Annotated in this window: 17 protein-coding genes; 8 read left to right on the plus strand and 9 right to left on the minus strand. The window is 73.7% G+C overall.

The window, feature by feature from the left end; all coding sequences use genetic code 11:
* The first annotated feature begins 7 nt into the window (after positions 1 to 7).
* On the plus strand, positions 8 to 475 hold the full coding sequence (locus tag AB0398_RS21355; protein WP_366377164.1) for a carboxymuconolactone decarboxylase family protein: 468 nt from the start codon (positions 8 to 10) through the stop codon (positions 473 to 475).
* Here the strand turns inward: AB0398_RS21355 and AB0398_RS21360 are convergent.
* Positions 441 to 941, minus strand: coding sequence for a GNAT family N-acetyltransferase (locus AB0398_RS21360; protein ID WP_366377165.1), 501 nt, complete (start codon positions 939 to 941; stop codon positions 441 to 443). The two genes, AB0398_RS21355 and AB0398_RS21360, sit on opposite strands and share 35 nt — an antisense overlap.
* A gap of 56 nt (positions 942 to 997) precedes the next feature.
* Here AB0398_RS21360 and AB0398_RS21365 point away from each other — a divergent pair, with 56 nt between their 5' ends.
* On the plus strand, positions 998 to 1,213 hold the full coding sequence (locus tag AB0398_RS21365) for a chaplin (protein WP_366377166.1): 216 nt from the start codon (positions 998 to 1,000) through the stop codon (positions 1,211 to 1,213).
* Between the two features lie 79 nt (positions 1,214 to 1,292).
* On the opposite strand, the gene AB0398_RS21370 is transcribed toward AB0398_RS21365, so the two are convergent.
* On the minus strand, positions 1,293 to 2,858 hold the full coding sequence (locus tag AB0398_RS21370) for an APC family permease (RefSeq protein ID WP_366377167.1): 1,566 nt from the start codon (positions 2,856 to 2,858) through the stop codon (positions 1,293 to 1,295).
* A gap of 519 nt (positions 2,859 to 3,377) precedes the next feature.
* On the opposite strand from AB0398_RS21370, the gene AB0398_RS21375 reads away from it, so the two are divergent.
* Together AB0398_RS21375 and AB0398_RS21380 are read left to right on the plus strand one after the other, a co-directional pair.
* Positions 3,378 to 6,485: a BTAD domain-containing putative transcriptional regulator gene (locus AB0398_RS21375; RefSeq protein ID WP_366377168.1), complete on the plus strand. Its 3,108-nt coding sequence runs from the start codon at positions 3,378 to 3,380 to the stop codon at positions 6,483 to 6,485.
* Between the two features lie 203 nt (positions 6,486 to 6,688).
* On the plus strand, positions 6,689 to 6,907 hold the full coding sequence (locus AB0398_RS21380) for a hypothetical protein (protein ID WP_366377169.1): 219 nt from the start codon (positions 6,689 to 6,691) through the stop codon (positions 6,905 to 6,907).
* 207 nt (positions 6,908 to 7,114) lie between these two features.
* On the opposite strand, the gene AB0398_RS21385 is transcribed toward AB0398_RS21380, so the two are convergent.
* Entirely contained in the window at positions 7,115 to 7,546 is a 432-nt protein-coding gene (locus tag AB0398_RS21385; protein ID WP_366377170.1) for a hypothetical protein, read from the minus strand.
* Positions 7,547 to 7,797: 251 nt separating this feature from the next.
* Here AB0398_RS21385 and AB0398_RS21390 point away from each other — a divergent pair, with 251 nt between their 5' ends.
* Positions 7,798 to 8,466, plus strand: coding sequence for a hypothetical protein (locus tag AB0398_RS21390; RefSeq protein ID WP_366377171.1), 669 nt, complete (start codon positions 7,798 to 7,800; stop codon positions 8,464 to 8,466).
* A gap of 13 nt (positions 8,467 to 8,479) precedes the next feature.
* Here the strand turns inward: AB0398_RS21390 and AB0398_RS21395 are convergent, their stop codons facing one another.
* Together AB0398_RS21395 and AB0398_RS21400 are read right to left on the minus strand one after the other, a co-directional pair.
* Entirely contained in the window at positions 8,480 to 10,921 is a 2,442-nt protein-coding gene (locus AB0398_RS21395; RefSeq protein ID WP_366377172.1) for a PQQ-binding-like beta-propeller repeat protein, read from the minus strand.
* A gap of 205 nt (positions 10,922 to 11,126) precedes the next feature.
* Positions 11,127 to 11,966, minus strand: a complete 840-nt coding sequence (locus AB0398_RS21400; protein WP_366377173.1) for a VOC family protein — start codon at positions 11,964 to 11,966, stop codon at positions 11,127 to 11,129.
* Positions 11,967 to 12,318: 352 nt separating this feature from the next.
* Between AB0398_RS21400 and AB0398_RS21405 the strand changes: the two genes are divergently transcribed.
* Positions 12,319 to 12,966, plus strand: a complete 648-nt coding sequence (locus tag AB0398_RS21405) for a TetR family transcriptional regulator (protein ID WP_366377174.1) — start codon at positions 12,319 to 12,321, stop codon at positions 12,964 to 12,966.
* A 139-nt stretch (positions 12,967 to 13,105) separates the two neighbouring features.
* Complete coding sequence (locus AB0398_RS21410) at positions 13,106 to 13,771, plus strand: pyridoxal 5'-phosphate synthase (RefSeq protein WP_366377175.1); 666 nt, start codon at positions 13,106 to 13,108, stop codon at positions 13,769 to 13,771.
* A gap of 53 nt (positions 13,772 to 13,824) precedes the next feature.
* Here the strand turns inward: AB0398_RS21410 and AB0398_RS21415 are convergent, their stop codons facing one another.
* The 4 genes from AB0398_RS21415 to AB0398_RS21430 all read right to left on the minus strand — a co-directional run bounded on the left by AB0398_RS21415 (position 13,825) and on the right by AB0398_RS21430 (position 18,648).
* Complete coding sequence (locus tag AB0398_RS21415; protein ID WP_366377176.1) at positions 13,825 to 15,705, minus strand: AMP-dependent synthetase/ligase; 1,881 nt, start codon at positions 15,703 to 15,705, stop codon at positions 13,825 to 13,827.
* Positions 15,706 to 15,891: 186 nt separating this feature from the next.
* On the minus strand, positions 15,892 to 16,536 hold the full coding sequence (locus tag AB0398_RS21420) for a TetR/AcrR family transcriptional regulator (protein ID WP_366377177.1): 645 nt from the start codon (positions 16,534 to 16,536) through the stop codon (positions 15,892 to 15,894).
* Between the two features lie 118 nt (positions 16,537 to 16,654).
* A complete protein-coding gene (locus AB0398_RS21425) occupies positions 16,655 to 17,998 on the minus strand; it encodes a dicarboxylate/amino acid:cation symporter (protein WP_366377178.1) in 1,344 nt (447 codons plus the stop codon).
* 383 nt (positions 17,999 to 18,381) lie between these two features.
* Positions 18,382 to 18,648, minus strand: coding sequence for a DUF4229 domain-containing protein (locus tag AB0398_RS21430; RefSeq protein WP_366377179.1), 267 nt, complete (start codon positions 18,646 to 18,648; stop codon positions 18,382 to 18,384).
* Positions 18,649 to 18,777: 129 nt separating this feature from the next.
* On the opposite strand from AB0398_RS21430, the gene AB0398_RS21435 reads away from it, so the two are divergent.
* Positions 18,778 to 19,311: a GNAT family N-acetyltransferase gene (locus AB0398_RS21435; RefSeq protein ID WP_366377180.1), complete on the plus strand. Its 534-nt coding sequence runs from the start codon at positions 18,778 to 18,780 to the stop codon at positions 19,309 to 19,311.
* Positions 19,312 to 19,327: the final 16 nt, after the last annotated feature.

Consider the following 19,327-nt stretch of genomic DNA (forward strand, 5'->3'; position numbering starts at 1 on the left):
GATCACCATGACGCACACCCCCGAGGCCCGCATGACCAACCCCGCCTACGTCCTGCCCGACGCCGGCGCCGCGATCCAGGGCCTCGTGAAGGCCACCCGTCAGGGCGGGGTCTCCGAGGAGATCCTGGAGCTCGTGCACCTGCGGGCCAGCCAGATCAACGGCTGCGGCTTCTGCGTGGACTACGGCGTGAAGAACGCCCGGAAGGCGGGCGTGAGCGACGAGAAGCTGTTCGCGGTCTCCGCGTGGCGCGAGACCCCGTACTTCTCGGACGAGGAGCGGGCGGCCCTCGCGCTCGCCGAGCACGCGACCCGCCTCGCCGACAGCCCGGACGCCGTGCCGGACCCGGTCTGGGACGCGGCGGCCGACCACTTCGACGAGAAGCAGCTCGCCTCGATCGTGATGATGATCGGCCTGACGAACTTCTTCAACCGGCTCAACGTCACCGTCCGGCAGCCGGCCGGCGTGGCGATCTGACCGTACGGGCCGCCCGCACCATCAGGACGTCGACCGGGTCCTCGGACTCGGTCGTGAAGCCCTCCCGCTCGTAGAGGCGGCGGGCCGCGCTCCCCTGGAGGACCACGAGGCGGACGGGCACCCCGTCCGCGTCGGCCCGGTCCAGCAGCTCGCGCAGCACCGCCGTCCCGAGCCCCCGTCCCTGCACCCCGGGTGCCAGGTAGAAGTGCTCCAGGTGGAGTCCCTCGCCGCTCGCGTCCGGGCGCAGGGTGACGCTGCCCGCGAAGGCGCCGTCCACCTCGACGACGGAGGTGTGCGCGGGCGAGAAGCCGTCGCGCAGCCGCTGCCGCACCCGGTGCCCGTCGTAGCGGCCGAGCCGCACCAGGTCGTCCCGCATCACCCGGGCCCGCAGCTCGGCGACGGCCTCGACGTCCGCCGCCCGGCCGGGGCGCAGCGCCCAGTCCACCGTCTCTCCCGCGGATCTCATGGACGGCATCCTAGGAAGGTCGTGACCGGACCCGCGCCCTCCGCGTTGGAGCGGGCATGAAGAGGATCCTCACCGCAGTCGCCCTGACCGCCTTCGCCGCCGCGGGCGCCGCGGGGGCCGCCGGCACCGCGGCCGCCGACACCGGCGGCGTGAACCTGCCCTCGGTCGTCCCGCTCAGCGGCGTCCTGACCTCCAAGACGAAGCCGGCGGGCGGGCCCGCCCTGCCACCCGTGAACGCGGCGGTGGAGCGCCTGCTGCCGGGCGGCCGCTGAGCGGTACGGAACGGACGAAGGCGGCGGGACCCCCCACGGGCCCGCCGCCTTCGCGTCTCCGCGACTCAGGAGCCCCCGGTCAGTCGGCCACCACCAGGGACGGGGTCTCCTTGGTCAGGACCTCGCCGCGGAAGAAGGCGGGGCTGCGGCGCTGCATGACCAGCATGATCACCACGCCGAGGAGCAGCAGGCCGACGCCGATCACGAAGACGGAGCCCATGCCGAGGACGGCGGAGCCGGAGCCGTACGCCGGGTCCCACATGTCGTACAGGGTCTTGCCGAAGACGGCGGTGAGCATGAGGCCGCCGAGCAGCGGCATCAGGCCCTTGAAGGCGAAGTCGCGGAAGGAGCGGAACAGCACCTTGCGGAAGTAGCGGACGCAGGCGAAGGCCGTGAGCGCGTAGTAGAAGCAGATCATCAGGCCGAGGGCGTAGATGGTGTCGACCAGGACGTGCTCGCTGACCAGGGTCATCACGGTGTAGAAGGCACCGGTGGCGACGCCCGCGACGACCGTGGCCCGGCCGGGGGTCTTGAAGACCGGGTGGACCTCGGTGAAGGACTTCGGCAGCGCCTCGTACGTGGACATCGCGAGGACCGTGCGGGCGACCGGGATGAAGGTGGTCTGGAGGCTCGCGGCGGCGGAGGCCAGGACCGCGACGAAGAGCAGGATGCCGAGGACGGGGCCCATGACGGGGCCGGCGAGGGCGGCGAAGACGTTGTCGGAGGTCTCCGGGTTGGCGAGGCCGAGGCCCTGCTCGCCGGAGCCGACGGCCATCTGGGCGGCGATGCCGGTGGCCAGGTAGGAGCCGACCAGGACGACCATCGCGATGAGGGCGGCGCGGCCGGGGGTCTTCTCGCTGCCGGTGGTCTCCTCGTTGGTCGCCATGCAGGCGTCCCAGCCCCAGTACATGAAGATCGAGAGGGAGAGTCCGGCCGTGAAGGCGGCGAAGGACTGCACCGCGAAGGGGTTCATCCAGGACCAGGAGAAGTCGACCGAGGTCTCGAAGGAGCCCGCCTTGCTCAGGGCCATGCCGACGAAGACGGCGAGGACGACGAGCTGGAGGCCGACGAGGGTGTACTGGACGCCCTTGGTGGCGGTCATGCCGCGGTAGCTGATCGCGGTGGCGGAGGCGATGAGCGCGAGGCAGGTGACGATGTGGACGGCCTTGTTGCCGTCCAGGGCGGCGACGGACTCGCTGCCGGTGATCTCGCCCGCGAGGAGCCAGAAGTAGGAGGTCGCGACGCCGGCCAGGTTGGAGAGCACGATGATCGTCGCGATGACGAGGCCCCAGCCGCACATCCAGCCGATCCTGGGCCCGAAGGCCTTCACGGTCCAGGTGAAGGAGGTGCCGCAGTCCGGCATGGCCTTGTTGAGCTCCCGGTACGCGAAGGCGACGAGGAGCATCGGGAGGAAGCCCGCGAGGAAGACGGCGGGCATCTGGAGCCCGACCTCGCCGGCGGTGGAGCCGAGCGTGGAGGTCAGACAGTAGACGGGGGCGACGGTGGAGACGCCGATGACGGCGCTGCCGAGGAGGCCGACGGAGTTCCCGCCGAGCCCTTTGGTGCGCACGCCGCGGGCGTCGCCCGGGGCGTCGACGCCCCTTACCGTGTCTCCGGCCAGCGGCCGCGCTTCCACCTGAGTCATGAACAGGACGTTAAATGCTGCGGTTTCCACATCCGGAGGTTCGGAATCCGCACGGGTGATCGACCGTCGCCTTGCATTGCGGGGGTCGAGGCGGATCCTCGCCAATGATTGAAAGATCGACCAACCGGACCACCCGACCAACCGGTAGGTCCGTCGAGTGGCGTCCGATATGCGGGAACCGCAGCGGAGTCCGGAATGTCCGTTTCAGAATTTTCCCGAGGAATTTTTCGAAGGGTCACCGGGGGCTTCCACGGGCCGGAACGGGGTGACGCGAGGCCGGACGCGGGGGCCGTGGAACGGGGTGCGGAACGGGATCCGGAGCACGTCGGCCCTCCGACGGGCCCCGACGGGCCCCCGACGGGCCTGCGGGAACCCGGCGGGACACCGCCCGAGGCCCCGTGGGGGCGCCCCGTACAACGGTCCGGCAACGGCTCCGCTCCGGCCGACCCGATGCTGACGGACTCCCTCCGGACAAGGCAGACTGTCCTGGGCTAAACCAGCGGTACGGCAGGGGGAGCTATGGACCGTGAGGACGGGCCGCGAGTCCCGGCGCAGCGGGCTGCGGAAACGGGCGGGAACGCCCCGGTGGACCCGGACGCCCCGGTGACTTCGGCGGTTTCGGTGACTTCGACTTCGACTTCGGTGGGTGCGGCGGGATCGGGAGCGCCGACGGGTTCGGAGGTCCCGGCGGCTCCGGCGGGTACGGCCAGGACGGACGCCGGAACGGGCGTGGGGGCGCTGCGCTTCGGGGTGCTCGGGCCCGTGCGGGCCTGGCGGGGCGACGAGCCCGTGCCCACCGGATCGCCGCAGCAGCGCGCCCTGCTCGCCGCCCTCCTCCTGCGCGGCGGCCGCAACGCCACCGCCTCCGAGCTGATCGACGCCCTCTGGGGCGAGGAACCTCCCTCCCAGGCCCTCGCGGCCGTCCGCACCTACGCCTCCCGGCTCCGCAAGGCCCTCGGCCCCGAGGTCCTGGTCAGCGAGTCCGGCGGCTACGCCCTGCGCGCCTCCGCCGCCGCGCTCGACCTGACCGCCGCGCAGGAGCTGGCCGCCGGGGCCGAGAAGCTGCGGGCCGGCGGGGACCGCGCCGCCGCCCGGGCACGGCTCGGCGAGGCCCTCGACCTGTGGGACGGCGAGGTCCTGGCCTCCGTGCCCGGCCCGTACGCCGAGGCCCAGCGCACCCGCCTGGAGGAGTGGCGGCTCACCCTCCTGGAGACCCGGCTCGACATCGACCTGGAGGTCGGCGCGCACGCCGAGGCCGTCTCCGAGCTGACCGCGCTCACCGCCGCGCACCCGCTGCGCGAGCGGCTGCGCGAACTGCTCATGCTGGCGCTCTACCGCGGCGGACGGCAGGCCGAGGCGCTCGCCGTCTACGCCGACACGCGCCGGCTGCTCGCCGACGAGCTGGGCGTCGACCCGAACCCCGAGCTCTCCCGGCTCCAGCAGCGGATCCTCCGGGCCGACGCCGAGCTCGCCCGGCCCGTCGAGGAGCCCGCCCCGGCCGCCACGCCCGTCGCGCGCCCGGCGCAGCTCCCGGCGACCGTGCCGGACTTCACGGGCCGCGCCTCCTTCGTACGGGAGCTGGGCGCCCGGCTCGCCACCGCCGAGGGCCACGTCATGGCGGTCTCGGCGCTCGCGGGCATCGGCGGCGTCGGCAAGACGACGCTCGCCGTGCACGTGGCGCACGAGGCGCGACCGCACTTCCCGGACGGGCAGCTGTACGTCGACCTCCAGGGCGCGGGGTCCCGGGCCGCCGCGCCCGAGACCGTGCTCGGCTCCTTCCTGCGCGCGCTCGGCACCCCGGACTCGGCCGTCCCCGACTCCCTGGACGAGCGGGCCGCGCTCTACCGCTCGACGCTGGACGGGCGCCGGGTCCTGGTCCTCCTGGACAACGCCCGCGACGCCGCCCAGATCCGCCCGCTGCTGCCCGGCACGGCGGGCTGCGCGGCCCTGGTCACCAGCCGGATCCGGATGGTCGACCTGGCGGGGGCGCACCTGGTCGACCTGGACGTGATGTCCCCGGAGGAGGCGCTCCAGCTCTTCACCCGGATCGTCGGCGAGGAGCGGGTCCGGGCCGAGCGGGAGGCCGCGCTCGACGTGGTCGCGGCCTGCGGCTTCCTGCCCCTGGCCATCCGCATCGCCGCGTCCCGGCTGGCGGCCCGCCGCACCTGGACGGTCTCGGTCCTGGCGGCCAAGCTGGCGGACGAGCGGCGGCGGCTCGACGAGCTCCAGGCGGGCGACCTGGCGGTCAAGGCGACCTTCGAGCTGGGTTACGGGCAGCTGGAGCCGGCCCAGGCCCGCGCCTTCCGCCTGCTCGGCCTGGCCGACGGCCCGGACGTCTCGCTCGCGGCGGCGGCGGCCGTCCTCGACCTGCCCCTCCGGGACACCGAGGACCTGCTGGAGGCCCTGGTCGACACGTCTCTGCTCGAATCGGCGGCCCCGGGCCGCTACCGGTACCACGACCTGGTCCGGCTCTACGCGCGTGCGTGCGCGGAGAGGGACGAGCAGCCCCCGTCGGAGCGGGAGGCGGCGCTCTCCCGGCTCCTCGACTTCTACCTGTCGACCGCCGCCCGCGTGTACGCCATCGAACGCCCCGGCGACCGGCTCGTCGACCACCTGGAGCCCACCGGGTACGACGGCCTGGCCTTCACCGACCGCCACGAGGCCCAGGACTGGCTCTACGCGGAGGCCAACTGCCTCCTGGCGACGGTCCGCCAGTCCGCCGCCTCGCCCGCGACGCTGCGGCGGGGCGTGGACCTGTTGTGGGCCTCCCTCGACCTCGCGGAGTCGGGCGCGAACTCCCGGGAGTACGAGGCGGTGGCGACGGTGCTGCGGGAGGCGGCGGGGCGGTCGGGGGACGTCCGGGCGAAGGGCCGCGCCGCGCTGACCCTGGCGTACGTCCAGCACGTGACCGGCCGGTTCGACGAGGCGGACGGCGAGGCCCGCGAGGCGATGGAGCTGGCGTCCTCGACCGGGGACGCCCTCCCGCTGTGCTGGGCCGCCAACGCCCTCGGGATCATGGCGCTCTACCAGGGCCGCACCGAGGACGGGGAGCGGTTCCTGACCCGGGCCACCACGTCGTTCCGCGCCTGCGACGACGAGGCCGGCGAGGCCAGCGCCCTGTGCAACCTCTCCCGCATCCACCTGGCCATGGGGCAGACGGACGTCGCGGTCGAACTCGCCCGGCGGGGCACCGGGATGTACGACACGATGGGGCACGCCCTCAAGGGCGCCAACGGCCGCTACGCGCTGGGGCTCGCGCTGACCGCGAGCGGCCGGCTCGACGAGGCGGCGGCCCGGCTCACCGAGGCGCTCGACGTCTTCCGGGACAGCCGGCAGCGCCTCTGGGAGGGCATGTCGCTCTTCCGGATCGCCGAGGTGGACATCGCGGCCCGCCGGTACGCCCAGGCCGCCTCCCGCTCCGAACTGGCGCTGGTCGTCCTGCGCGGGGTCGGCGGCGAATGGCGTCGCGGGCAGGTGCTCGTCGTCCTCGGCCGCGCGCTGTCCGGGATAGGGCAGCACGGCCGGGCACGGGTCTGCTGGCAGGAGGCGCTGGACATCTTCGTCGAGCTCGGTTCGCCGGAGGAGTCGGACGTGCGGACCCTGCTGCGGGAGACCGCCGCCGCGTAGCCGCTGAACTGCCCGTTCATCGTTCGTTTATGAGGGTGCGGCAATGTTCTTCCCACGATCCGTCGCGTCGGGGGGCAGGCGGGTCACCGGTAAGGCCGTCACACCGTCGCACTAGGGTGAACGGCTCCGGGTGGGACCGTCCAGCAGTCCACGGGGGAACTGCCGGACGGTCCCTCCCGCCCCATCCGAGGTAACAACGGGAGATGATCAGCATGGCCGACCTGGACCCCACCGCGCCGAACGCCGCCGGTGAAGAGATCGTCAGCAAGAACATGCACGCGACCGACGCTCCGCTCGCCGACTCGGTGGCCGCGAAGATCGGCATCAACGGCAACATGCACGCCACCACGGAGCCGATCGACGGCACCGCCGGCGCGACCACGAACGGCAACATGCACGCCACGTCGGAGCCGGCCAAGTAGACCACTCCCGACGGGGAGAGGGCCGCGGCGGCGACTTCGGGGGAGCCGCCGGGGCTCGGAAGGTCCGGTCGACGGGGGAGCACACGGGCTCGGGGGACGTCCGGCGGAACCGGGGGGATCCGTCCGGGCGGGGCCCGTGCGCGACGCGGTCGGACCACCGCACAGAGGAGGGGCCGGGCAACTGCCCGGCCCCTCCGGCGTTCCCGGCTACCGGCGCGCGTCGAGGCGGTGCCGGAGCGAGCCGTCCGGGCCGAAGACGTCCATCAGGTAGCCCCGTTCGAGGGAGACGCCCTCCTCCCGCTCCAGGTATCCGGTGACCGAGACCTTGAGCGCGTCGAACCGTCCGGCGTCCCGCTCCTCCCCGCGCGTCCACACGGTCACCAGCGGAACGCCCCCGGCGCCGGGGCCCCGCTGGATCCCGTACACGTCCTCCGCCCCGCCGGACCGGCGGTAGCGCTCGGCCGTCCGGGCCGCCTCGTCGGGGGCGGCGGTGACGGTGACCGTGGGGCCGGGGGTGACGGGCGGGGCGGCGCGGTCCTCCGCCTCCGAGGAGCAGCCGGACGCCAGGAGGACGCCTGCGAGGACGCCTGCGAGGACGAGGCGGGCGGCCGGGGCGGCCGGGCGGGTGAGGGGACGCATCGGGTCATTGTCGTAGGCATACGCACGGACCCACGGGGCCCGCCGGCGAAATGGCTCGATCCCGTACGGACCGGCGGGGTCCGCCGCCGGAACGGCTCGGTCCCGTACGGGCCCCCGGGCCCCGCCGTCGGAACGGCTCGGTCCCGGCCGCCGGTCCGGCGCGTCCGCGCCGTCCCCGTGCCGCATGGCGGGTCCCCGCGACCCGGCGTAGCGTCGGGAGCGAGAGCCGGACCACTCAGGAGGCCGCTTCGATGATCCGCAACGTCGCCGGCGCCGTCCTGGCTCTCGCCGGAGCGACGGCCGCCGTTCTGAGCCCCTTCCGTGCCTGGTACGACGGCCGTCACGGGCGCGACTACGCGATCGACGAGCTGTTCACCGGGATCACCGACGCGAAGGCCGACCTCTGGTGGTCGCTCCTGCTGCCCTTCGCCTTCGCCGCCCTCCTCACCCTCGTCGGCCTGGTGCTCCGCTCCCGGCTGCTCGTCGCCCTCGCCGGGCTCGTCGTCCTCGGCTTCACCGTCTTCTGGATGGTGCGCGTCGGGCAGTACGAGGGCAGCCTCACGGTCGACGGCGCCGGCAGGGGCCTCGGCGACGGGGTCGCGAACGCCCTCGGCGGCGGGATCCTGCTGCTGCTCGGCGCGCTCGTGATGTCGGGGCGGAGGCGGAAGAGGGAACGGAGGGACCGGACGCGGCCGGAGGAGACGGGGGCGTACCCGCCCCCGGCCGGGCCCGACCCCGGCGCGACGCCGATGTCCGATCCCTACGGGGCGCCCGCGGGCGATCCCCGGGAGGCCTCCTCCCCCGGCCCGTACGACGCGTACGACCCCTACGGGTCCGAGCCGACCCGGACCTTCGACGTGCCCGGCCGGGAGAACGAGGAGGGGCGGGACCAGGACCGGGACGGTCCCGGGCCCCGCTGAGACGCCGGGCCCGTCAGCGGGCCGCCGCCGAACCCCGGCCCGTCGCCGTGCCCTTCACCGCGTCGAGCGCGTACACGCAGCGGTCCTTGCTGCACGCGTACACGACCCCGCCCTTCGCCACCGGCGAGCCGGTGATCTCGCCGCCGGTCGCGAGCTTCCAGCGGAGCTGCCCGCCGGTCGCGTCCAGGGTGTAGAGGACGTGGTCGGCCGAGCCGAAGTGGATCCGGCCGTCCGCGACCACCGGGGAGCCGACCAGTTCGCCGCCCGCCGCGAACCGCCACCGGGGCGTGCCGGTGACCGCGTCGAGCGTGTAGAGCGCGCTGCCGCTGCCGACGTGCACGTTGCCGTCCGCGACGAGCACCGGCTCGGTGGACTGGCGCTGCTCGGTCGCGATCCGCCAGCGGTCCTGGCCGGTGGTGGCGTCGAGCGCGTACACCGTGCCGAGGTGGTCGGCGAGGTACACCCCGCCGCCGGTGACGGCCGGGCCCGGCGCGAAGGCCGGCGGGGAGAGGAAGACGGCGGGCGCCTCGAAGTGCCAGCGGACGTGCCCGGCCGCGACGTCGATCGACAGGACCCGGGTCCCGGCCGACACGTACACGTAGCCGTCCTCGGCCGGGGCCACCCGTACGGGTACTCCCCCGCAGGAGGCGGCGTCCCCGATCGGGTACGACCAGCGCTCCGTCCCGGTCCGCGCGTCGAGCGCCTGGAGCCGGGCGTCCCGCCACACGTACACGGTGTCGCCGTGCACGGCGGGCCCCGCCTCCGGGGTCTCGAAGTCGGTCTGCGCGCCGGTGACCTCCCACAGCTTGGCGCCGTTGGAGGCCTCCCAGCCCTGGACCCCGCCGCCGCGCGTGCCGGTGACGACCGTGCCCCGGTCGACCTTGAGCGCGTACACCCAGGCGTCGGTGTGCAGCCGCCAGCGCTCGCCGCCGTCGCCGGCGTCGAGGGCGTACAGGGTGGGCCCGTCGGAGGCGTGGATGCGGCCCCCGGCGACGGCCATGGACCAGGCCACGTCCCGGGTCTTGAACTGGCGCCGGCCGCTGCCGGTGTCCAGGGCGTGCACCTCGAAGGAGGTGACGTAGAGCAGGTCGCCGTCGACGACGGGGGTGCCCCAGACGTCGTTGGACATGCGGAAGCGCCAGGGCCGCCAGTGGCCGGGGTCCGCCGGGGGCGGGTTCGGCCCCGTGCCGCCCTGCGCGGGCACGTTCAGCGGGCGGGAGCCGGGCGGCGGGCCGGGCTCGGCGCCGTGCGGGCCGCCGCCGGGCGGCCGGATCCAGCCGGTCGCGGGGCCCGCGTCGGCGCCCCGGCCGACGGCGAGCGCCGCCCGGGTGTCGGCGACCCGGGGGCCGGGGCCGATGGGCACGGTCCCGCCGGCGAGGCGCACGGGACCGCCCGCGCTCTCGGCGGGGCCCGCGTGCCGGCCGCCGAGGGGGGCGGGCTCGGACCCGCCGCCGCCCCGGGGGCCGCGCTCCGGGCCGTACGGGTCGGGGAACGGGCCCGGCGGGTCCGACGGCGGCGGAGGCGGGGGCACGGGCGGGGCGGGCGGCGCGGCCGGGGTGCGGCCGCCGCCGCGGCGCCGCTCGATCATGGCGGTGGCGCTCAGCGGCAGCCAGGCCGAGGCCGTGCCGCTGTCGTCGCTGCCGGGGCCGAAGAGGTGCGGGGCGAGCTGGGCCTGGAGGTCGGCCGGGCTGGGCCGCCGGGAGACGTCCGTCTGCATGCAGGAGTCGATCAGGGGCCGCAGCTCGTCGGGCAGGCCCTCCAGGTCGGGGCCCTCGCGGAGCAGCATGAAGACGGTCTCGACCGGGTTGGCGCCGTGGTAGGGCGCGTGGCCGGTGGCGGCGAAGACCAGCATCGAGCCCAGCGAGAAGATGTCGCTGGCGCCGGTGACGCTGCGCGAGTCGCGGGCCTGCTCGGGGGACATGTAGGCGGGGGTGCCGACGGCGACGTTGGTCATGGTCAGGCGCGTGTTGGAGACGCCGGACGCGATGCCGAAGTCGATCACCCGGGGGCCGTCCTCGACGACGAGGACGTTGGAGGGCTTGAGGTCGCGGTGGACCAGGCCCGCCCCGTGGATGGACTGGAGGGCCTCGGCGACGCCGGCCGCCAGCCAGCGCACGGCCTGGGCCGGCAGCGGCCCGCACTCGTTCACTATCTCTTCGAGGGAGGGCGCCGGCACGTAGGCGGTGGCCAGCCAGGGCACGGCGGCGCGCGGGTCGGCGTCGACGACGGCGGCCGTGTAGAAGCCCGAGACGGCCCGTGCGGCCTCCACCTCCCGGGTGAAGCGGACCCGGAACAGCTGGTCCTCCGCGAGCTCCGTGCGCACGGTCTTGATCGCCACGCGCCGGCCCGAGGCCGAGCGCGCGAGATAGACCAGGCCCATTCCGCCCGCGCCGAGCCGGCCCAGCACCTCGAAGGGCCCGATGCGTCTCGGGTCGTGCTGCGTCAGCTGCTCCACTTGCCTGCCACCTCCCCGTACGGGCCATGAGGGTACGGCCCCGTGGCCCTGATTCTTCCTGTCCGGGGGCCCGGTGGCGAACCCGGGGGCGGATCGGGGTGTCGCCTGCTACGGGGGACGGGCGGGGGCGGGGCGCGGCGGGCGGGACGGGTGCGGGGCTATTCGCCCGTACCGGACGATTACGGTGCGGGCGGGGTACGGCCCGCTACGGTCCGGGGCTCGGCTCGGCCTTCGGCCCGGTTCCGGCTCCGGGACCCGCTCCGGGTCCGTTCTCCGGTTCGGCGAGGACCGCGAAGAGGGCGCCCTGGTTGTCGCGGAGGACGGCGACGCGGCCGTGCGGGGTGTCGCGGGCCGGGGTGACGACCCGGCCGCCGAGCCGGACGGTGGTGTCGCAGGCCCCGTCGCAGTCGTCCACGGCGAAGTAGGCGAGGACGTGGCCGGGCATCTCGGCGGGGAAGTCGTCGGTGATGACGGCCCGGCCGCCGAAGGCGCTGTCGTCGCCGGGCCGGGAGCCGGGGGGCGACCAGACGCGGTAGTCGAGGTCGGGGCCCGCGCCCTCCTCCTCGGGGTCGGCCTGGCGGCCGAGGTAGCCGAAGACGGTGGCGTAGAAGGTGTCGACGGCGTCCGGCCGGCGCGTGTACACCTCCATCCAGCAGAAGGCGCCCGGCTCGTTCACCGCCGCGAAGCCGTCGTCGTCGCCCGCCTGGCGAAGGCCGAAGACGGCGCCGCCGGGGTCGGCGGCGAGCGCCAGGACGCCGAAGGGGCCGACCGGGTAAGGGTCCATGACCATCCGGCCGCCGGCGGCCCGGATCCGGGCGGCGAGGGTGCCGGCGTTCCCGGTGGCGAGGTAGACGGTCCAGGTGGTGGGCATGCGGCCGTCCCGCTTGGGGGCGAGCCCGGCGACCCGGCGTCCGCGCAGCAGGGCCTCGTCGCGGTCGGGGTCGAAGGTCCAGCCGAAGAGCTCGCCGTAGAAGCGCTTGCCCGCCTCCAGGTCGGGGAGCTGCGCGTCCACCCAGCACGGGGTGCCCTCAGTACGTACGGCCATGGCTCCACGCTAGGGCGGCGCCGAGGGCCGCGCACGGCCCGGGATGCGAACAAAGGGGCGATTCGGCGGGGTGGGACCCTTGCGGTGCCTGGGTTGTCCACCGAAGTTGTCCACAGACTGTTCATAACTCTATTCGGGTACGGGGTACCCCGATCGGCCCCGCCCGCCGACGCTCCCGGCACCGGCACGGGCCCCGCCGCTGCCCTCCACTTTGTCTCAATACCGACCCACCCCCTCTCTCCCCCTTCCGCCGCACACCCGCGCCCACCTCGAAGAACGCGTGCGCACGAGGGTGCACCCCATTTGCAGTCGGCCGAATCGCGCCCTGAGGCCTCGTCGGTAAGCTGACGGCATGACAGGACAAGTACGCACCGTCGACGGCCGCGTGGCCGGTCGGCGCGGTCAGGCGACGCGGCAGAAGCTGCTCGACTGCCTCGGTGAGATGCTCAGCTCCTCGCCCTACCGGGACGTCAAGGTCATCGACGTGGCCCGGAAGGCGGGTACTTCACCCGCGACGTTCTATCAGTACTTCCCGGACGTCGAGGGAGCGGTTCTGGAGATCGCGGAGGAAATGGCGAAGGAGGGCGCCGGGCTGGCCGACCTCGCCTCCGGCCGCTCCTGGGTCGGCAAGGCCGGCTGGCAGTCCTCCGAGGAACTCGTCGAAGGCTTCCTGGACTTCTGGCGCAAGCACGACGCGATCCTCCGGGTCGTGGACCTCGGCGCCGCCGAGGGCGACAAGCGGTTCTACAAGATCCGCATGAAGATCCTGAACTCGGTCACCAGCTCCCTCACGGACGCGGTGAAGGAGCTCCAGGCCAAGGGCAAGGTCGACAAGGACGTCAGCCCCGCCGCGATGGCCGGCTCCCTGGTGACGATGCTGGCCGCGGTCGCGGGGCACCAGAAGGGCTTCCAGACCTGGGGCGTGAAGCAGGCCGAACTGAAGCCGAACCTGGCCCTGTTGGTGCACCTGGGCATCACCGGCAAGAAGCCGACCAGATAGCCCCGCCCCCTCCTCCCCCGTCCTGTCGCCGACGCCGGCGGCGGACCGCACCCGCGGACCGCCGCCGGCGTCGCCGTCTTCCGGGCCGCACGGCGGAACGGACGCGAAGAGGGACCGCCCCCGTGACTACCGTGACCCCATGACGACCGACTTCGACCGCGCCCTGCGCTCCCTGCGGGTCTGGGACACCGCGCTGCCCGCCTTCGACCCGGCGGGCGCACCGCCCGGTCCACTCGCCCTCTTCCACGACTGGTTCACCGCGGCCGTCGCGGCCGGCCAGAGCGAGCCGCACACCCCCTCCCTGGCCACCGTGGACGAGGACGGCCGCCCCGACGTGCGGGTGGTGATGCTGCACGGCGCCGACGCGCGCGGCTGGCACTTCGCCACGCACTCCACCAGCGCCAAGGGCCGCCAGCTCGCCGCCCGCCCGGAGGCCGCGCTCAACTTCTACTGGCCGGTCCAGGGCCGCCAGGTCCGGGTCAGGGGCCACGTCTCCGCCGGCACCCCCGAGGAGGCGTACGAGGACCTCCACGCCCGCACCACCGGCGCCCTCGCGGCGGCCCTGGTCGGCCGCCAGAGCGAGGTCCTGGACTCCCCGGAGACCCTCGCGGAGGCGAGCGCGGCGGCCTGGCGCCGGGCGGAGGCGGAGCCGGACGCCCCGGCCCCCACCTGGACCCCGTACGCGGTCGAACCGGCCGAGGTCGAGTTCTTCCAGGGCGACGAGCGGCGCCGCCACGTGCGCCTGCGCTACCGCCGCGACCCGTCGTCGCCCGACGGCTGGACCCGCGAACTCCTCTGGCCGTAGGGCCCGTCCGGCCCCGATCCGCCGGACAGGCCTCGGGAGCCGTTCGCCGCGCCCTACTCGCTCCCCGCCGGATACATCTCCTCGACCTCCCGCGCGAAGTCCCGCAGCACCGCGCCCCGCCGGAGCTTCAGGGACGGGGTGAGGTGGCCCGAGGTCTCCGAGAAGTCGGTGGTCAGGACGCGGAAGGCGCGGATCGACTCGGCGCGGGAGACGAGCCGGTTGGCGTCGTCCACGCCCCGCTGGAGGGCGGCGAGCAGCTCCTCGTCCCGGGTCGGCTCCCAGAGCGCCAGGTGCTCCTTGCCCCGCATCCGCCGCCAGTGCGACAGGCCCTCGTGGTCCAGGGTGATCAGGGCCGTGACGTACGGGCGGTCGTCGCCGAGCACCATGCACTGGGCGACGAGCGGGTGGGCGCGCAGCCAGTCCTCCAGCGGGGCGGGGGCCACGTTCTTGCCGGCCGAGGTGACGATGAGGTCCTTCTTGCGGCCGGTGATCCGCAGGTAGCCGTCCTCGTCGAGCGAGCCGAGGTCGCCGGTGGGGAACCAGCCCTCGTCGGTGTACGGCACGGCCGTCCCGCGCTGCGCGTCCCAGTACCCGGCGAAGACGTGGCCGCCCTTGAGCCAGACCTCGCCGTCGTCGGCGATCCGGACGGCGGTGCCCGGCAGCGGCCAGCCGACGGTCCCGGTGCGCGGCCGGCGGGGCGGGGTGACCGTGGAGGCGGCCGTGGTCTCCGTCAGGCCGTACCCCTCGAAGACCTCGACGCCCGCGCCCGCGAAGAACTCCGCGAGCCGGGCGCCGAGCGGGGAGCCGCCGCAGATCACGTACTTCACGCGTCCGCCGAGCGCGTTCCGTATCCGCCGGTAGACCAGCGGGTCGTAGAGCGCGCGGGCGGCGCGCAGCGGCAGCGAGGGCGAGGCCTCCCGGCCGAAGCGGCGGGCGACCCGGGCGGCCCGGTCGAAGGAGGCGGCCCTGCCACCATGTTCGGCGGTGGCACGGGCGGTGTTGAAGACCTTCTCCAGGACGTACGGGATGGCGAGGAGGAAGGTGGGCCGGAAGGCGGCCAGGTCGGCGAGGAGTCCGTCGCCCTCGACGGAGGGCGCGTGCCCGACCCGTACCCGGGCGCGCACGCAGCCGACGGAGACCATGCGTCCGAAGACGTGGGAGAGCGGCAGGAAGAGCAGGGTGGCGGGGGGCTCCTTCGTCTCCGAGACGAAGACGGGGTGGAGCAGCCGGACGGCGTTGTCGACCTCGGCGAAGAAGTTGGCGTGGGTGAGGGCGCAGCCCTTGGGGCGGCCGGTGGTGCCGGAGGTGTAGACGAGGGTGGCGAGGGTCTCGGGGGTGAGCAGTCCCCGGCGGGCGGTGACGGCCTCGTCGGAGATCCGCTCCCCCGCCCGGCGGAGCAGTTCGACGGCGCCGGTGCTGATCGCCCAGAGGTGGGCCAGGCCGGGGAGCTGACGCCGTTCGGCGGCGACGACCCGGGCCTGGTCGGGGTCCTCGACGACGCAGGCGGCGGCGCCGGAGTCCTGGAGGATCCAGCGGGTCTGGAAGGCCGAGGAGGTGGGGTAGACGGGGACGGTGACGAGTCCGGCGGCCCAGGCGGCGAAGTCGATCAGGGTCCACTCGTAGGTGGTGCGGGCCATGAGGGCGAGCCGGTCGCCCGGTTGCAGGCCGTGGGCGATGAGCCCCTTGGCGACGGCGTGCACCTCGGCGGCGAAGGCGGAGGCCGGGACGTCGTACCACTCGCCCCCGGGTCCCTTGCGGGAGAAGAGGGGGGCGTCGGGGTCCAGACGGGCGTTGTCGTACGGCAGGTCGGCGAGGGAGCCGCGGGCGATCCGGGGAGCGAGGGCGGGGACGGACACCTCCCGCACCCGCCCGTCGACCAGGGACTTGTGCGGTTCGACCGGCTCGGTCCCGGCTGCGGCGGTGGCGACGGACACGTGCGGCTCCTCGGTCTTCGCGACGGGCTGAGACGTGCGGGGACGTGCGGGGCGTACGGGGATGTACGGGGCGTGCGCGGGCGTACGGGGCGTGCGACCGTACGCGGGTCCGAACTGGGTCGGCGTACGGGCACGTTGGAGCCCGCACCGACTTAACCAGTCGGTAACCTTACTGTGCGGTAAGGCTCAACGGGGAGACCAGCGCTCGCTTTTCATGAGGTTCCCGAGCCCCGCCCACGCGAAGTTCATCAGCGTCGCGGCCGCCTCCTTCGCCGTCACCCCCGGCGTCTCGTTCGCCCAGGTCGCCAGGGACTCGGCCGAGCCGACCAGGGCCTGCGCGAGCGCGGTCACGTCCCGTTCCGTGATGGTGGCGGGCCCGTGCGCCTCGCGCGCCGCCTCGCCGATGAGCCCCGCCACGTAGACCGCGATCTCCTCCCGCATCCGGGACGCCTCGGTCGCGAAGGGCTCCCCCTGCGTCCGGGCCTGCCGGCTCAGCACCACCCAGGAGTCGGGGTGCTCGGCGGCGTACGTGAAGAAGGCGAGCAGCCCCGCCCACAGCCGCTCGTCGGGCGGCAGCTCCCCGTCCCCGACCCCGGCGGCCACGGCGGCGAGCAGCGCGCCGGCCTCCCGCCGGATGCAGGCGGTGAAGAGCTCCTCCTTGGAGTTCAGGTACAGGTACACCAGCGGCTTGGAGACCCCCGCGAGCTCGGCGATCTCGTCCATGGAGGCCGTCTGGTAGCCGTGCCGCGCGAAGCTCCGCACGGCCGCGTCGAGCATCTGCCGCTCCCGCACGGCGCGCGGCAGCCGCCGCGCCTTCGCACCGTCGGCCATGGTGCCCACCCCTGCTTCCCGCTGCCCACAAGATCGTCCGACCGCCCCCGAGCAGCCTAGTGCCCCCGCCCGGCAGGGGGCGGGGGCACGAGGAACGGCGCGGAGCTCTCCGTACCGGTCAGGCCGTGACCAGGACCTTCTCGTCCTCGGTCCGCGTCTCGGTCGGGTCGTCGATCGGGGACGACGAGGCGTTCTCGTACGCGGTGTGGTCGAGGATCTTCTCGCGGGCGGAGACGATCACCGGGACCAGCGCCTGGCCCGCGACGTTCGTGGCGGTGCGCATCATGTCGATGATCGGGTCGATCGCCATGAGCAGACCGACGCCCTCCAGGGGCAGGCCCAGGGTGGAGAGGGTCAGGGTCAGCATGACGGTCGCGCCGGTCAGACCGGCCGTGGCCGCCGAGCCGACCACCGAGACGAAGGCAATCAGGAGGTAGTCCTGGATGCCGAGCTGCACGTCGAAGATCTGCGCGATGAAGATCGCGGCGAGCGCCGGGTAGATCGCGGCGCAGCCGTCCATCTTGGTGGTGGCGCCGAACGGGACGGCGAAGGAGGCGTACTCCTTCGGGACGCCGAGGCGCTCGGTGACCTTCTGGGTGAGCGGCATGGTGCCGACCGAGGAGCGGGAGACGAAGGCCAGCTGGATGGCCGGCCAGGCGCCCTTGAAGAACTGGACCGGGCTGACCTTGGCGACCGTGGCGAGCAGCAGCGGGTAGACGCCGAAGAGGACGATCGCGCAGCCGACGTAGACGTCGGCGGTGAAGGTGGCGTACTTGCCGATCAGGTCCCAGCCGTAGTCCGCGATGGCGAAGCCGATGAGGCCGACGGTGCCGATCGGGGCGAGGCGGATGACCCACCACAGGGCCTTCTGGAGCAGTTCGAGGACCGACTCGGAGAGGGCGAGGATCGGCTTGGCGCGGTCGCCGAGCTTCAGGGCGGCGATGCCGGCGACGGCGGCCATGAAGACGATCTGGAGGACGTTCAGCTCGGTGAAGGGCGTGATGACGTCCGTCGGGACGATGCCGGTGAGGAAGTCGATCCAGGAGCCCTCGCGCTTCGGCATCTTGCCGTCCTGCGGGGTGAGGCCGGTGCCGGAGCCCGGGTTGGTGATCAAGCCGATCGCGAGGCCGATGGCGACCGCGATCAGGGAGGTGATCATGAACCAGAGCAGAGTGCGGGAGGCGAGCCGGGCGGCGTTGTTCACCTTCCGCAGGTTGGTGATCGAGACCAGGATCGCGAAGAAGACGAGCGGGGCGACGGCCAGCTTGAGCAGCTGGACGAAGATGTCGCCGACCTGGCCGAGGGTCTCCTTCAGCCAGGAGACGTCCTGGCTGCGGGCGATCCAGCCGAGCAGGACGCCGAGGACCAGACCGACGATGATCTGGGCCCAGAAGGGGACCTTGGGTATCCGGGACGAGGGCTTGGCCTCGGGGGCCTCGGAGACGGACGCGGACACAGACACACTCCACAGGGCGTATCGGGGGAATACGGGGACGGGGGTGCGGCCACGAAAACGCGCTCGGGCGCGGGCCGCCGCATGAATGCCGGGAAGGTCAGAGCTCGCGGCAACAGACCGCGGACATACAGCGGCACAGGTCGACGTGCAGGCGCGCCACGAGCGGAGGGCTCATGGCGTCGGAGGTGCGCGCTGCGGTCTTCATGTCGAACACGTTAACACTTGAACTTTGAGAACCTCAAAGCTCTTCTTTGGGGTACAAGAACGCCCCTCCGCCTCCGAAACGGAGAAAACCCCAGCCGGGAGCCTTGGAAGCTCTCGCCTGGGGTGAGATGTGTGAGGAAACTTACGGAATCCTTACGCGGCCTCCACGGCCGGAGGGCGACGCCCTACAGCAGGTCCTCGCGGGACCGGTTGTCGGCGAGGCGGCCCTTCGCGCGGTCGACCTTCTCGACGATCTCCGCGCTCATGTCGTCGCGCTGTCCGCGCAGGAGGACGAAGCTGAGCGGGGCGGAGACGACGATGGAGAGGACGAGGACCCAGAGCAGGTTGGAGTCGCCGAGGCCGCGCGGCAGCACGCCGACGTAGACGAGCCCCCACAGGGCGAGGAAGGACCCGGCGAAGATGCCGAGCCGCAGCACCGTGTAACGGAGCATGTCAGTCCACTCTTCCGTTCCGAAAAGATCCCGTACGGGACGAACGTCCTTCCCAGTGAAACACGGGGCCGCGCCCTCCCCGGCACCAACCCCCTTGAGCGCCCGGCGAGTAATATATACCCTCCACCAATGACCCTTACGTTCGAGGTGGACCCGGCGGTCGACACCGCCCTGCGCGACGGTGTCCTGGCCCTCTGGGCCGACGTCTCCAACGCGGGCGGCGCCGTCGGCTTCGTCCCGCCCGTGACCCCCGACGAGATCCGCCCCGCCCTGCTCAAGCACCTCGTCGACATGGAGCGCGGCACCACCCGCCTGCTCGTCGGCCGCGACGGGGACGGCCGGGTCGCCGCCACCGCGTTCTTCACCTTCAACACCCACCCGCTGATGCGGCACTGGTCGTGGCTCTACACCGTGATGGTCCACCCCCGGCACCAGGGCGGGGGGCACGGCCGCGACCTCATGGCGGCGGTCGAGCACACGGCCCGCACCGCCCCGGGCTTCGAGGCGATCGAGGCGGTCCGGCTGACCTGCCGGGGCGGCACCGGCGTCGACGGCTTCTACGCCAAGTGCGGCTACAAGGAGGTCGGCCGCGTCCCCGACGCGATCCGGGTCGCCCCCGGCGACGACCGCGACGACATCGTCATGCTGCTGCCCCTGACCTGACGAACCGCACCCGACC

The sequence above is a fragment of the Streptomyces sp. NPDC086147 genome (genome assembly GCF_040702165.1).
In the GTDB taxonomy this organism is placed as follows: Bacteria; Actinomycetota; Actinomycetes; order Streptomycetales; family Streptomycetaceae; genus Streptomyces.